Origin of the sequence: Clostridium sp. MF28, from assembly GCF_002969175.1 — a bacterium.
Classification (GTDB): Bacteria; Bacillota; Clostridia; order Clostridiales; family Clostridiaceae; genus Clostridium; species Clostridium beijerinckii.
Genome location: NZ_CP014331.1, coordinates 3,303,423 through 3,316,830, shown reverse-complemented (window position 1 = coordinate 3,316,830; position 13,408 = coordinate 3,303,423). Strand labels below are relative to the sequence as shown.

Annotated in this window: 12 protein-coding genes and 11 tRNA genes; 16 read left to right on the top strand and 7 right to left on the bottom strand. The window is 29.8% G+C overall.

Annotation, left to right across the window (positions count from 1 at the left end; all coding sequences use genetic code 11):
• Positions 1 to 14 precede the first annotated feature (14 nt).
• On the bottom strand, positions 15 to 353 hold the full coding sequence (locus AXY43_RS14235; RefSeq protein WP_017213159.1) for a hypothetical protein: 339 nt from the start codon (positions 351 to 353) through the stop codon (positions 15 to 17).
• 145 nt (positions 354 to 498) lie between these two features.
• Here AXY43_RS14235 and proC point away from each other — a divergent pair, with 145 nt between their 5' ends.
• On the top strand, positions 499 to 1,299 hold the full coding sequence (gene proC, locus AXY43_RS14230; RefSeq protein ID WP_023976355.1) for a pyrroline-5-carboxylate reductase: 801 nt from the start codon (positions 499 to 501) through the stop codon (positions 1,297 to 1,299).
• Positions 1,300 to 1,360: 61 nt separating this feature from the next.
• On the opposite strand, the gene AXY43_RS14225 is transcribed toward proC, so the two are convergent.
• Positions 1,361 to 1,894 (bottom strand): hypothetical protein, encoded by a 534-nt coding sequence (locus tag AXY43_RS14225; protein ID WP_039768445.1) that lies wholly within the window; start codon positions 1,892 to 1,894, stop codon positions 1,361 to 1,363.
• A gap of 277 nt (positions 1,895 to 2,171) precedes the next feature.
• On the bottom strand, positions 2,172 to 3,347 hold the full coding sequence (locus AXY43_RS14220) for an NAD(P)-dependent malic enzyme (RefSeq protein WP_023976243.1): 1,176 nt from the start codon (positions 3,345 to 3,347) through the stop codon (positions 2,172 to 2,174).
• A gap of 250 nt (positions 3,348 to 3,597) precedes the next feature.
• On the opposite strand from AXY43_RS14220, the gene AXY43_RS14215 reads away from it, so the two are divergent.
• The 3 genes from AXY43_RS14215 to AXY43_RS14205 all read left to right on the top strand — a co-directional run bounded on the left by AXY43_RS14215 (position 3,598) and on the right by AXY43_RS14205 (position 6,212).
• Positions 3,598 to 4,884, top strand: a complete 1,287-nt coding sequence (locus tag AXY43_RS14215) for an adenylosuccinate synthase (RefSeq protein ID WP_012061223.1) — start codon at positions 3,598 to 3,600, stop codon at positions 4,882 to 4,884.
• A 98-nt stretch (positions 4,885 to 4,982) separates the two neighbouring features.
• Positions 4,983 to 5,165 carry a DUF1858 domain-containing protein gene (locus AXY43_RS14210; RefSeq protein ID WP_012061222.1) on the top strand — a complete coding sequence of 61 codons (183 nt, stop codon included), beginning with the start codon at positions 4,983 to 4,985 and terminating at the stop codon, positions 5,163 to 5,165.
• 300 nt (positions 5,166 to 5,465) lie between these two features.
• Positions 5,466 to 6,212, top strand: coding sequence for an acyl-[acyl-carrier-protein] thioesterase (locus AXY43_RS14205; protein ID WP_012061221.1), 747 nt, complete (start codon positions 5,466 to 5,468; stop codon positions 6,210 to 6,212).
• A 103-nt stretch (positions 6,213 to 6,315) separates the two neighbouring features.
• Here the strand turns inward: AXY43_RS14205 and AXY43_RS14200 are convergent, their stop codons facing one another.
• A complete protein-coding gene (locus AXY43_RS14200) occupies positions 6,316 to 7,560 on the bottom strand; it encodes an NAD(P)/FAD-dependent oxidoreductase (protein WP_105411731.1) in 1,245 nt (414 codons plus the stop codon).
• A 232-nt stretch (positions 7,561 to 7,792) separates the two neighbouring features.
• Here AXY43_RS14200 and AXY43_RS14195 point away from each other — a divergent pair, with 232 nt between their 5' ends.
• From AXY43_RS14195 to AXY43_RS14140, 12 genes are all read left to right on the top strand, one after another.
• Entirely contained in the window at positions 7,793 to 8,212 is a 420-nt protein-coding gene (locus tag AXY43_RS14195; protein ID WP_243099091.1) for a hypothetical protein, read from the top strand.
• Positions 8,213 to 8,520: 308 nt separating this feature from the next.
• A tRNA-Glu gene (locus AXY43_RS14190) sits at positions 8,521 to 8,595 on the top strand.
• A 16-nt stretch (positions 8,596 to 8,611) separates the two neighbouring features.
• Positions 8,612 to 8,687 (top strand) — tRNA-Val (locus tag AXY43_RS14185).
• Positions 8,688 to 8,693: 6 nt separating this feature from the next.
• Positions 8,694 to 8,770, top strand: a tRNA-Asp gene (locus AXY43_RS14180).
• A 10-nt stretch (positions 8,771 to 8,780) separates the two neighbouring features.
• Positions 8,781 to 8,855, top strand: a tRNA-Thr gene (locus AXY43_RS14175).
• 29 nt (positions 8,856 to 8,884) lie between these two features.
• A tRNA-Glu gene (locus AXY43_RS14170) sits at positions 8,885 to 8,959 on the top strand.
• 15 nt (positions 8,960 to 8,974) lie between these two features.
• Positions 8,975 to 9,050 (top strand) — tRNA-Val (locus tag AXY43_RS14165).
• Between the two features lie 6 nt (positions 9,051 to 9,056).
• Positions 9,057 to 9,133: transfer RNA gene (locus AXY43_RS14160), tRNA-Asp, on the top strand.
• Between the two features lie 10 nt (positions 9,134 to 9,143).
• Positions 9,144 to 9,218: transfer RNA gene (locus AXY43_RS14155), tRNA-Thr, on the top strand.
• Positions 9,219 to 9,247: 29 nt separating this feature from the next.
• Positions 9,248 to 9,322 (top strand) — tRNA-Glu (locus AXY43_RS14150).
• Between the two features lie 15 nt (positions 9,323 to 9,337).
• A tRNA-Val gene (locus tag AXY43_RS14145) sits at positions 9,338 to 9,413 on the top strand.
• A gap of 6 nt (positions 9,414 to 9,419) precedes the next feature.
• Positions 9,420 to 9,496 (top strand) — tRNA-Asp (locus AXY43_RS14140).
• 279 nt (positions 9,497 to 9,775) lie between these two features.
• Here the strand turns inward: AXY43_RS14140 and AXY43_RS14135 are convergent.
• The 3 genes from AXY43_RS14135 to AXY43_RS14125 form a co-directional block, all read right to left on the bottom strand.
• Positions 9,776 to 10,756, bottom strand: a complete 981-nt coding sequence (locus tag AXY43_RS14135; protein WP_023976240.1) for an ATP-binding protein — start codon at positions 10,754 to 10,756, stop codon at positions 9,776 to 9,778.
• Positions 10,749 to 11,747: a DnaD domain protein gene (locus tag AXY43_RS14130; protein WP_023976239.1), complete on the bottom strand. Its 999-nt coding sequence runs from the start codon at positions 11,745 to 11,747 to the stop codon at positions 10,749 to 10,751. The genes AXY43_RS14135 and AXY43_RS14130 overlap by 8 nt, the downstream gene beginning before the upstream one ends.
• A gap of 308 nt (positions 11,748 to 12,055) precedes the next feature.
• Positions 12,056 to 13,255, bottom strand: coding sequence for a S8 family serine peptidase (locus AXY43_RS14125; RefSeq protein ID WP_105411730.1), 1,200 nt, complete (start codon positions 13,253 to 13,255; stop codon positions 12,056 to 12,058).
• Positions 13,256 to 13,408 lie beyond the last annotated feature (153 nt).

Genomic DNA, 13,408 nt, shown 5'->3' with positions numbered 1-13,408 from the left:
TAATATGATTATTATTAAACAGCTTTTGGAATTATTAATTTTAAACTGCTTTTATTATCATGGAGTAAAATATTACTTACATCAACTTTTGATAAATAAAAAATCCGCTGAAATAAAAATTCTTTTGAATTATTATTAAACATAATTTTTAATATTAAAAAATGATTTTTATAAGATATTTCTAATATATGTTTACTATCATAGAATGAATCTACATTTATGTAATAAAAATCTGAAGATTCTTCAAGTTCACATGTAGGAAGTTGTTCTTCGAGCTCAAGAGATAGCACGGAATTAATGAATTCTTTTGGGCTTATTAAACAATTATTATATACTAAAAAATTATCTTTCATATATATTCCTCCCTTCATATTTAATTATAGTTTGTGAAGTTTTAATACAAGCTATCCTATGATAGTGGTGGTTTATAATTAAGATATTCATATAAAATGATAAAATTTGAATAAATAACAAAAATTTTTTAATGGGGGCTATGATATGAATAAAAAAATTGGTTTCATTGGTTGTGGTAATATGGGAAGTTCTATGGTTGGAGGTCTTATTAAATCTGGATTTATAAAGGCTGATGATATAATAGTATCAACTAAAACGGAATCTTCTTCAAAGCGATTAGAAGAAAGTTTCCAAGTGAAAACAACTTTAGATAGTACAATTGTTGCAAGAGAATCTGATGTTATTATTTTAGCTATTAAACCTTTTATGTTTAAGGAAATGATAAGTGAAATTAAATCGGAATTAACAACAGATAAATTAATTATTACTATAGCTGCAGGAATTACAATTAGCAATATGGAGGAGTGGATTAATAGTAGTGCTAAAATAATTAGGACAATGCCAAATACGCCAGCACTTGTAGGGCAAGCAATGTCAGCGGTATGCTCTAATAAGAATGTAACTAAAGATGAGTTGGATTATTGCTTTAAGATATTTGAAAGTTTCGGAGAATGTGTTCAACTAGAAGAAAAAGATTTTCACGCATTTATTGCATTATGTGGATCATCACCTGCATATGTTTTCATGTTTATTGAAGCTATGGCAGATTCGGCGGTAAGATTAGGAATACCTAGGGCTAAAGCTTATAAAATGGCAGCACAGAGTGTCTTAGGATCATCAAAGATGGTCTTAGAAACAGGAAAACATCCAGGAGAGCTAAAGGATATGGTTTGTTCACCTGCTGGGACTACTATAGATGCAGTAGTTGAACTAGAGAAATTAGGTTTTAGAAATAGTGTTATACAGGCTATGGATAAATGTGCAGAGAAATCTAAAAATATGTAGTAATTGAAAAGTGGAGGTATATTAAATAATTATAATTATTTAATATACCTTTTTTATAACCTTAACCTTCCAAATCAGAATTAATTAATAGGCCAAATGATTTAGATATATTATAGTAAAATTCAAAATCTTCTTGAGCATTAAAAAAACAAGGAAAGTTTAAATCATAATTTCCCCAAATTGTTATAGGTTTATTAGTAAAATAAAAAGTGACGAAGAAAATTTCTCTTGTATTTAAACGAACTAGGAATGGTATAAGTTCTTTATCAACAAGTCTAAAAAATATACCAGTGTGCTCATCAAAATTTAAATAAGACGTGAATATATCTTTATCTTCATCTGAAAGGAGATGAAAAAGCGTGTTTTTGTCTTCAGGTGAAATTTTGTTTATATAAAAATCTATATAAGCGTTAGAATTATTGATCTCAAAAATATATTCTATTAATTTGATTAGTTTATTCTCACCATCATCAATATCACTAGCTACAAGAGTAAAATTTTTGAAAGAATATAAGCCATCAAGTATATTATTAAATCTTATATTAACTTTAGATTTAAAGGTATCATCATTTATAGGTATTAGTAATTTATTCATGTGATTCACTCACTCCCAATGTAATTAATATTAATCAAATAGTTTATGGTTGCCTATAGTATTGGTTATAGTTAAGTTGGTTTTAAGAGAATAATATATTTATTAACAGAATTCTTGAAGATACTTCTTGTGGATAAAATATTTATTTTCAGTATTATATTATCTGGTAGAATCTTAATAGAAAAGCAATACAAATAATAAAACCTACAATTGAGTTTATCATTCAATTGTAGGTCTTAATTTGAAATAGGAAATCAAAAACTTAAATTCATGAATACTAAATACTAGCAACGCCGCTTCTAATTGCCGCTTTTTTAACAGCTTCAGCAACTAAAGCTTGAACTTTTAGATCAAATGCTTTTGGTATTATATTATCAGGAGATAGTTCACCAGCCGGTATAGCATTTGCTATAGCATAAGCAGCAGCTACTTTCATATCTTCATTAATTTCTGTAGCCCTTACATCTAAAGCGCCTCTAAATATTCCTGGAAAGGCTAATACATTGTTTATTTGGTTAGGATAATCTGAACGACCAGTTCCCATTACTGCAATTCCAGCTTCTTTTGCATCTTCAGGAAAAATTTCAGGGGTTGGATTAGCCATTGCAAATATTATTCCATCTTTGTTCATAGTTCTAACCATGTCTTTAGAAACTATATTTGGGGCAGAAACACCAATAAAAACATCTGCACCTTTTATAACATCTTTAAGCGTACCAGTTTCATTATTTGGATTAGTTATATTAGCTAGTTCTTGCATGTAAATATTATGACTTAAATCTTTATCTCTACTTATTACGCCATCTATATCACACATTACTATATTTTTAACTCCAGAAGAAAGTAGTAACTTACATATGGCAGTTCCTGCAGACCCAGCACCATTTATAATTACTTTTAGGTTTTCTAGTTTTTTATTTACTATTTTTAAGGCATTTAACAGACCTGATAAAACAACTATAGCCGTTCCGTGTTGATCATCATGAAATACTGGAATACTTAATTTCTCTTTCAGTCTTTTTTCAACTTCGAAGCATCTAGGAGCTGAAATATCTTCTAGATTTATTCCTCCAAGAGTTGGCGCGATATTTACAACTGTATTAACAATTTCATCTATATCTTTAGTATCTAAAACTATAGGAAATGCATCTACATTACCAAATTCCTTAAATAAAATACTCTTACCCTCCATGACAGGTAAAGAAGCAAGTGGACCAATGTCTCCAAGTCCTAGAACCGCAGTTCCATCAGAAATAACAGCAACTGTATTCCATTTACGAGTATATATATAAGCTTTGGATGGGTCTTTATGTATCTCACGACAAGGTTCTGCAACACCAGGTGTATATGCAAGACTTAGATCCTTAGCAGTCTTAACTTCACAGGTAGGTTTGATTTCATATTTACCTTTTTTTTCTTCATGAAATTTCAAGGCTTCTTCATAAATATTCATTAAAAACACTCCTTAATATGCTAAATATATTCAAATTTACAAAAACATGATCTTGATCATAACAATATAAAACAATTATACGAATTATTTATAAAAAAAGCAAAAAAATATTCGATATGTGGTTGACCATAGAAAAGTACTTTGCTACTATTTAAAAGGAGAGGTTAAAATAAATTTAATGAAACTCCAAATTGATAATAAAAATTAAAGTTATTTATTTAAACTTTATATATTAAGGGAGGCAATATAAATGTCAGCATTTATTGTTTTAGGAGCTCAATGGGGAGATGAAGGAAAAGGAAAGATGACAGATTACTTAGCAGAGGAAGCTAATGTAGTTGTTAGATTTCAAGGTGGAAATAATGCTGGTCACACAGTAGTGGTTGGTGATAAAGAATACAAATTGCGATTAATACCATCTGGAATTTTATACGAAGATAAATTAAATGTTATAGGTAATGGAGTAGTTGTAGATCCAAAGGCTTTATTTGAAGAAATAGAATACTTAGAAGGTGTTGGAGTTAAAATATCGCCTGAAAAGTTAATAGTAAGCGATAGAGCACAGCTTATAATGCCATACCATAAGGTACTAGATAAATTAAAAGAAAAAGCTAGAGGAAAAAATGATATAGGTACTACAGGTAGAGGAATCGGACCTTGTTATACAGATAAATTTGAAAGATGTGGAATCAGAGTTTGTGATTTACTGCATGAAGATGTTTTTATAGAAAAATTAAGAGAAAATGTTGAAATGAAAAATGCTTATATTACTAAAGTATTAGGTGGAGAAGCATTAAATTTTGATGAGATACTAGATGAATACTTAGGTTTTGCTAAGAAATTAAGACCATTTGTTCAAGATACATCAGTTAAGGTATATGATGCAATTAAAGCAGATAAGACAGTTTTATTTGAAGGCGCTCAAGGAATGCTATTAGATATTGATTATGGTACATATCCGTATGTAACATCATCTAACACAACTGCAGGAGGCGTTTCAAGTGGTTCTGGTATAGGACCTAATATGATTACTAATGCAGTAGGTATAACAAAAGCATATACTACAAGAGTCGGTAAAGGACCATTCCCAACAGAATTACTTGGTGAAACTGGAGACTGGATTAGAGAAAAGGGACACGAATATGGTGTAAATACAGGAAGATCAAGAAGATGTGGATGGCTTGATTTAGTTATAATTAAAACTGCAGTTAGAGTGAGTGGATTGACATCATTAGCTGTTACTAAGATTGATACTTTAGCTGGTCTAGAAAAAATCAAAGTATGTGTTGGATATAAATTTAATGATACAGTTATAGATTACTTCCCAGCAAGTTTAGAAGACTTAGCAGAGTGTGAACCAATTTATGAAGAATTTGATGGCTGGGATGATAGTGTAGCTGATGTTAGAAGTTATGATGAATTACCTGAGAATGTTAAGAAGTATTTAGCAAGAATATCAGAATTCACAGGGACTAGAATTTCTATAGTTGGAGTTGGACCAAAGAGAGATCAAACTATGAGAATAGATAATCTATAGTTTAGTATTATGCTCGGGTATTGACTTTATGTTTTGTATAAAATATAATTTTATTGTAGACAATAATTACATAAAGTTATATTAAAGAAGGTGAAAGTATGATAACTAAAGATATGACAATTGGTGAAGTAGTTAGTGCAGATCAATCTAAAGCTCAAGTTTTAATGAGTTTCGGAATGGGATGTGTTGGATGTCCATCAGCTCAAGCTGAAACTATAGCAGAAGCTGCAACAGTACATGGATTAAATCTAGACGATTTATTAGAAGCATTAAATAGATAAGATAATTATTTTAAAAGGATTTTCTTTTTAGGGAATCCTTTTTTACTTATTAAAAAATATATTTATATCGTTTATGTTTTTTATGTGTAATTTAATTTTTGTGATTATAATAGATTATAAGATTAAATAATTCATTAACAATATTATTGATAATTTTTTATAATAATAAATATAAGATATAGTAAAGGAGGGGAGGAGTTGTAAATCAAAATAGATGCCATTTAGCTATAATTTATTCGTTAAATAAAAATGTTTCAAATTTAGCTTGAGATTTATTTTTGCATTTTACAATTGTTAATTATGAGTAAGAAGTTTACAAAAAAATATGAAATACATTATTATGAAGTAAATTCTAATTTAAGATGTAAATTGTCATCTATAATAGATTTTATATGTGATGTAGGCACTCAACAATCAGAAGCCTTAGGTGGAGGAATTGATTACTGTACGAAAAATAACTGCGCTTGGGTATTTTATAAATACGATATAAAAATGTATAGATATCCAATGTTTGGTGAGGTAATAAGCGTCACAACAGAAGCTATAGGCTTTAAGAAATTCTATGGATTAAGAAAATATACAATTAATGATGAGAATAATAATGTTATAGGGGAAGCACTAGCATTATTTTTTCTAATTAATATAGATAAAAGAAGGCCAATGCGAATACAAGATGAACAATATCATATATATGGAGTAGATGGTGATGTTGATTACGATATAAGCATGGATAAAATAGAAAGAACAAATGATGCACAATACTATAAGCAATTTAACATAAGATACAGTGATATTGATTCTAATAACCATGTTAATAATGTCAAATATGTTGAGTGGGCAATGGAAGCTGTTCCTCTCGATATCATTAATAATTATACTCTTAAAAGAATTAAGGTAGTATTTGAGAAAGAAACAACATATGGGGATAAGATTTCATCAACTGCTGCTATAAATGTAATTGATGAAAATAGTTTAAAATCATATCATACTATAAAAAATGGTGAGGGAACTGAACTAACGCTATTACAAGCAGATTGGAAAAAATAATAAAGGTAAATATAGAAAATTAGCTGTTGCAAGAATCTAGGTAATATTAATAATTACGACAGCTAATTTTATAGTATTATTTTTATAGATAAGTTAATAATTTTTAGCTATTGGCGGCGGACTTAGCTGCTAAATATCCAGAACTCCATGCCCACTGAAGGTTGAAACCTCCACAATCTCCATGCACATCTAAAATCTCTCCACAGAAATAAAGATTTTTAACTAACTTAGATTCTAAGGAAATATTATTTACTTCAGATGTATTTACACCACCAACTGTAACTTGTGAATTGTTAAAGCCATTAGTGCCAATACATTTAAAATCCCATTTTTTAAACTTATCAATTAATTTGCTGGTAGTTCTCCAATCAATACTACTGCACGGTATATGTATATCTTTTATCCCAACATCTTTTAAAATTGTAGAAATTAATTTTTTATTTATAACCCCAATTAGGGCTGTTGATATCTCTCTGTGACCAAACATAGAAAAATGTGTGGTAAAGAAACTTTCAATATCATCTTTACTTTCTAGTGGAAACATATCTATTCTTATAGTTACATTTAGATTTTCATAGAGAGCTTTAGAAGCATAAGATGATAATTGCATTATAGGGGGGCCTGAAATTCCATAATCGGTAAAAAGTATTTCACCAAACTCTGTTCGAATAACTTTATTATCAACTAAAATAGAAGCAGAGCCATCAAATTTTACTCCTGATAGAGCTTTTAAATAAGGATAATCTAATTTTAATTGAACAATGCCAGGAATAGGCTCTATAATACTATGACCCAATGACTTGCATAGTTTATAGCCAGATCCATCAGAACCTGTTTTAGTAGCTGATTTCCCACCACAGCTTAAAATAAGTTTTTTACAAGAAAAATTTTTAAAGTCATCATTATTACTTGTTAAAATAAAGTTATTTTTTTTACTTGTAGAATCAATTTTACAATTTGTATATAGAGGTATTTGTCTATCCTCTATTGCCATTCTGAATATATCTATTACAGAAGAGGCCTGAAGAGATTTTGGATACATCTTTCCGTTTTCCAATTCAATTAATGGCAATCCTAGAGATAAAAATGTGCTTTCAGTATCTTTAACAGTAAAGTTATCTAACGCCGCTTTAAAGAAATCTTGATTTTCACTATGGAAACACCCAAATGGGCGAGATATATTCTTATTAGTAATATTACATCTTCCATTGCCAGTTACAAGAATTTTTTTGCCAATTCTATCGTTGCTCTCAATAATTGCCACATCAAGTCCAAAATCTTTGGCTATTATTGCAGCCATTAGGCCAGAGGCACCACCGCCGACAATCATTAAATCGTGATAAATCATTATAACAATCACTCCCTATGTATGTTTTATTGACCATATAAAATTAAATCACATATTTTACCCAGTGCTAAAATAAACTGAATATTTTAAGTATACCATTAATTTATTAATTACTACTAAAATAAAAGGATTCAAATCATATTATTCAATATTTTATAATACTTTTAATAAATTTTATCATAGTAATATTAAGGTTAAAAGAAAGGAATACTAAAAATGAGGTGATTTTATAATGGAAGTAAAGGTAATTAATATGAATTCGGGAGATTTCGAAAGAGTATTTAAAGTGATCAGAATGAACTTTGATAATATAATGGTTAATTATCCCAATATGAGTGGGGTAAAGAGTTTTTCTTTTAATGATGTGGAATGTATAAGTGAAAGTGATATAGATAAATTTTTAATTAATAATAGAAATTTCTTGAAAATTAAATTAAAAAGAGGGATATCAGTACTTTTTTACAATGCACTATATGAATCATTAAAGTTAGAAATTAAAGAAGAGGTAAAAAATCTAAGTATTTTAAGAGATAAATATAAACTGTACAAAAGTAAAGTATGGGAAAAGGAAATGCTGTTATTTATAAATAATAAATTTCCTTTAGAAGTTAAGCTTCAGGAAAAAATTTTAAAAAGAATGGATATAGTATAAATATTAATAAAATAGATAAAGAAGATTTTTTAGAAATATGTTGTGGTGAAATAAAAAATATTGAAGAGCAAATTAATTTAAAAAAAGATCTTTTATCTAGTCTGAAGGAGGCTAGAGATTATATTTAAGGAACCTCTGAAATGTAGATATAATGCCACTTTATTAAAAATAAATAATATAAAAATAAAAAAAATGAAAAAATGTGTTGACAGGGAATCTAATTTTGGGTATTATAGTCTATGTGGTCAGCAGCTTGAATAACTCAAGGACATCTAGTTAAGACATTTAAGCGAAAGACAATATAGCATGGCTCCTTGGTCAAGCGGTTAAGACACCACCCTTTCACGGTGGTAACAGGGGTTCGATTCCCCTAGGAGTCACCATTTATATCTATCTTATGGGCGCATAGCTCAGCTGGGAGAGCACCTGCCTTACAAGCAGGGGGTCACAGGTTCGAGCCCTGTTGTGCCCACCATAAGATGGCTCAGTAGCTCAGTTGGTTAGAGTGCCGGCCTGTCACGCCGGAGGTCGAGGGTTCGAGCCCCTTCTGAGTCGCCATTTAAAATATGCTGGCATGGCTCAACGGTAGAGCAGCTGACTTGTAATCAGCAGGTTGTAGGTTCGATTCCTATTGCCAGCTCCATTTTAAATAAACATAACAAAACTTAATATGGCTCCTTGGTCAAGCGGTTAAGACACCACCCTTTCACGGTGGTAACAGGGGTTCGATTCCCCTAGGAGTCACCATTTTATCTATCTTATGGGCGCATAGCTCAGCTGGGAGAGCACCTGCCTTACAAGCAGGGGGTCACAGGTTCGAGTCCTGTTGTGCCCACCATAAGATGGCTCAGTAGCTCAGTTGGTTAGAGTGCCGGCCTGTCACGCCGGAGGTCGAGGGTTCGAGCCCCTTCTGAGTCGCCATTTAAAATATGCTGGCATGGCTCAACGGTAGAGCAGCTGACTTGTAATCAGCAGGTTGTAGGTTCGATTCCTATTGCCAGCTCCATTTTAAATAAACATAACAAAACTTAATATGGCTCCTTGGTCAAGCGGTTAAGACACCACCCTTTCACGGTGGTAACAGGGGTTCGATTCCCCTAGGAGTCACCATTTTATCTATCTTATGGGCGCATAGCTCAGCTGGGAGAGCACCTGCCTTACAAGCAGGGGGTCACAGGTTCGAGCCCTGTTGTGCCCACCATAAGATGGCTCAGTAGCTCAGTTGGTTAGAGTGCCGGCCTGTCACGCCGGAGGTCGAGGGTTCGAGCCCCTTCTGAGTCGCCATCAAAGAACAAGTTCTTATAGACTAGAACTTGTTCTTTTTTTATTGTTTAAAAAATTATAATCAAGTCAGATCTGTGGGTAAATTTTGAAAGTATTATAAGAACAAGTTATTAAAGGGAATTTAAATATAAATAAGATGTTAACACAGAATAACATAGTTTGCGAAACAGATTTTTCAAATAAATATGATTTATAATATCAATTTGTAGTAAAAATGAAAACTCTAATATGATAGTCATTAAGAGAATAAATATCATATTAGAGTTTAGTTTATTTAGATTATCTATTTTTTTCTAAATTTTTCTTAATCCTTATATCTTCAGAATAAAATTTGCAGAGCTTAAATTCTCCAATTAGTCTAGAAGCGATTCGCTCGCTATACTGCTTAGTTATTCCTGGCAAAGTTAAATTGGTTGAGATAAGCATTTTCTTATTAGCAAGAATTCTCTTGTTAATTATATTAAATAATTCAGTTACTGAAAATTCATTGAGGTGTTCTGCGCCTAAATCATCTATAATTAGTAAGTCACATTCTAGTAATAGTGATTCTAAACCTGAGTCATTATTGAATCTTATTTCCCTTAAATTCTTAATTAACTCATCAGAGGTTTTATAAATTACTAAGAATCCCATATCTAACACAGCTTTGGCAATACAATATGATAAATATGTTTTACCACTACCTGGATTTCCGAAAAATAATAAATTTGTTGATATTTCTGAAAAGCTAGGAAGATAGTCTTTTAATATATATTCTAAATTATTCTCCATGTTTTTTTTAGGAGAATATTTTTCATCTCCAAGTTTATGACTTGAAAACAAATTTAAATCAAAATTATCAAAGTTATTATACGATGTGGTATTTTCTAATTCTGAATTTTTATAGTATAACTTAATCAACCTTTGTTTATAGCAAGTACATTTTATATTGCCTATAAAGCCTGTATCCTTACATTTATTGCATTGATATCGCAAATTTAAATATTCAGGATCATAACCTCTTTCAACTAACATTTCGCACTTTTTTATTCTTAAATCTGTTATATTTTCCTTATAATCATCTATTGTCTTTTCACTATCTTTAGATTTGAGAATTGATACTGCCATTTTTAAAGATAATCGTTGAATTTTATTATCCAATTCAATAATCTCAGGATATTTCTTTGATATTTCTTCTTTCCTAAATTTCAAATTTCTAGCTTCATCTTCTCTAAGTTTATCATATATTTTTAAAATTTCTGTTTGATAACCTTTAATCATCGCTATCCCATCCTAAAAGTTTTTTTTCTAATGAATCATAGTCATACTCTCGAGCCTCAAAGTTATTAAATTTGAGAGATGATTTATCATTATTATTAGTAGTATAAGTTTTTTGATACTTATTATTTTTTGGATTTTTATTATCTTTAAGAGCTATATCTTCCAAAGTTCTAATATTATTTTTATTCCAATTACTTAAGATTCCATCGATATACTTGAAATCCGCCCTATTCAATCTTTCAAAGCATACATCACAAGCTTTAAATATAATTTCGTTTGAATACTTATAAATAAGAAGCCATTTTTCTATTAAATCCTGTTGTGGTTTCATTATGTCTGTATTATTTATACCTAAGTAAGTGAGAATTTTTCTTATATTAATCCACTTATCCTCTGCTTTTTTTATTAAGTTCTGAGCTTGCTCGATAGTAGTTATTTTTTGATCATGCCAAGCTATAGCAACCTTTTCTATATATCTAGAATCGCTTTTTCCCTTTGATATACAGTATTCCATTAAAATCAGAATTAATTCAGATGAAAAACCGAATTCCTTTTGCCAATTTAAGTAAAGTGACATTTCGTTTGGCGATAGAGGTCTAGCTAGAAGAGTTTCAATATCCTTTAGCATATCTTTAGTATTTGTACTATCCAAAGCTTCTAATAAGTCAATTTGTTTAGTAGATTTGGAGGGTTCTTCAACTAAATCTACGAATTCTACATTAAAATTACCCATCTTATCTATCTGAGTTAGCTTTATAGCTCCTTGATCATTCCAATAATTAAATGCATTCATAATGTCTGATTCTAACAAATTAAGCGAGGAAGCTAGTATTGATGAGCTAACGCCTAATTCACCTGAAATAGTATACTTTAGCATCAATAAATAAACTTTTACAAATTCGCCTCTAGCCTGTGGCATGTATTTTTCTATAAATACATTGTTAACAGGAGTGAACCCTAGAGATCTATTCTTTAACATAAATGTGCTCATTCCGTTTACTACCTACCTTTCAAAGTTTTTAATATATATTATAAAAACAAAACTCTATCTAATAATATTAGATTAGCATAATCGTTTATAATGTAAGTTATATAATAACCTAATGTATGTAAAATAATTATAGCATATTATCACCTTAATAAAGCGAAATATTAATCAACTAATACTTGGGATTAATTACTTTTATATAAGATTTGAGAGAATATAAAGAGCACGCATTTGTCTTTATAAGAAATTAACTAATTTAATAAAACAAATGCATGCTTCTAAATATGGATAATATTCATTAAAATAAATAATCATATGATGAGTTTATTTATATTTACAATACCTTCACCTTGAATTTGATTGGATATCTCATCAATAGGATCACATGCAACCTTTAATAAGGAAATCATATCTTTGAAAGTTATTGATGGATTTTTCTCACATAATAACGCACATAATCCGCTAATATAGGCTGTAGCAATAGATGAGCCTGTAAAAGTTTTATATGGTACTTCAAGTTTATTTGGGTAAACCTTAATTCCGTTTTTTTCTGAAATATAGTTATTATCAGAATTTAAAGATATAACACTAACGCATGCAGCAGATAGATCAGGTTTTAATAATTTACCATATGGTCCTGCAGAAGAATAAGTATAAGGCTTCATTATGGAGGTAGTTGAATTTAGACCACCTATAGTGATGCAGCTTGGTAGCGTAGCAATTCCCATAATAGAATTTTTTTCACTCAGGTTACTTCCGCTAGGAACTATCGGAATTAATCCTTTTGATATAGCATACTTAAATGTCAAATCAAAGCAAGAGATAATGAATGTATTATGAGTTAAAAGTTCAAAAGGCAAACATAATACCTTTATGTTATTTTCTTTAGATATATTAGATAAACTTTCTATAGAATATAATATATCCGAAGCAAATCCTTTACCGAGTTTATCAAATGCCTTGTAACAGAATAGCTTACTTTTATTACAAATTCCTTTATACATGTTATTTGATGAGATACCACTACTACACAAAATTCCGGCCATGGAGGTACCATGTCCATTATCATCATAAGGATAGCGAAAGTTATTAATTAAATCTTCAAATAACTCTATTTTAGTGCTAGGGGAAGTTAGGTCTTGATGAGGAAATATTCCGCTATCTACAAGTCCTATTCCTACTCCTGCACCAGATAAACTAAACTTTTCCGAAAAGTGGATTTTATTTGCAGTAGTCACGCTCATTCCGCACAAAAACAGGTATTCATCCAAGTAAATTTTTTTTATTTCAGGATATTCAGAAATTCTATCTATGCCTCTTGAATTTAGTTCGGCACTTATAATATTAGAGGATTCAATAATGTGATGTACAGTACCTTTATATGAACTGATTTTTTTTACTATTGAGGATTGAAAGTCTTTATATTGTATAAGTATTCTATAACTTTTATAAGCATTTTTTGATATATAATCTTTTAGATTATGGTCTAGCTTACTTTTAGATGAAAACATATATTTCTCCAAAATATTATTACTTCAATATATTATATGAAAAAGAATTTTATTGTTAATAAAAAATGAAGGATTAAAAAAATTTTTGCTATACAATATTTCTTCATCTATTGAATAAATATTGTATAGCAAAAATTAAATAGTAGATTGATT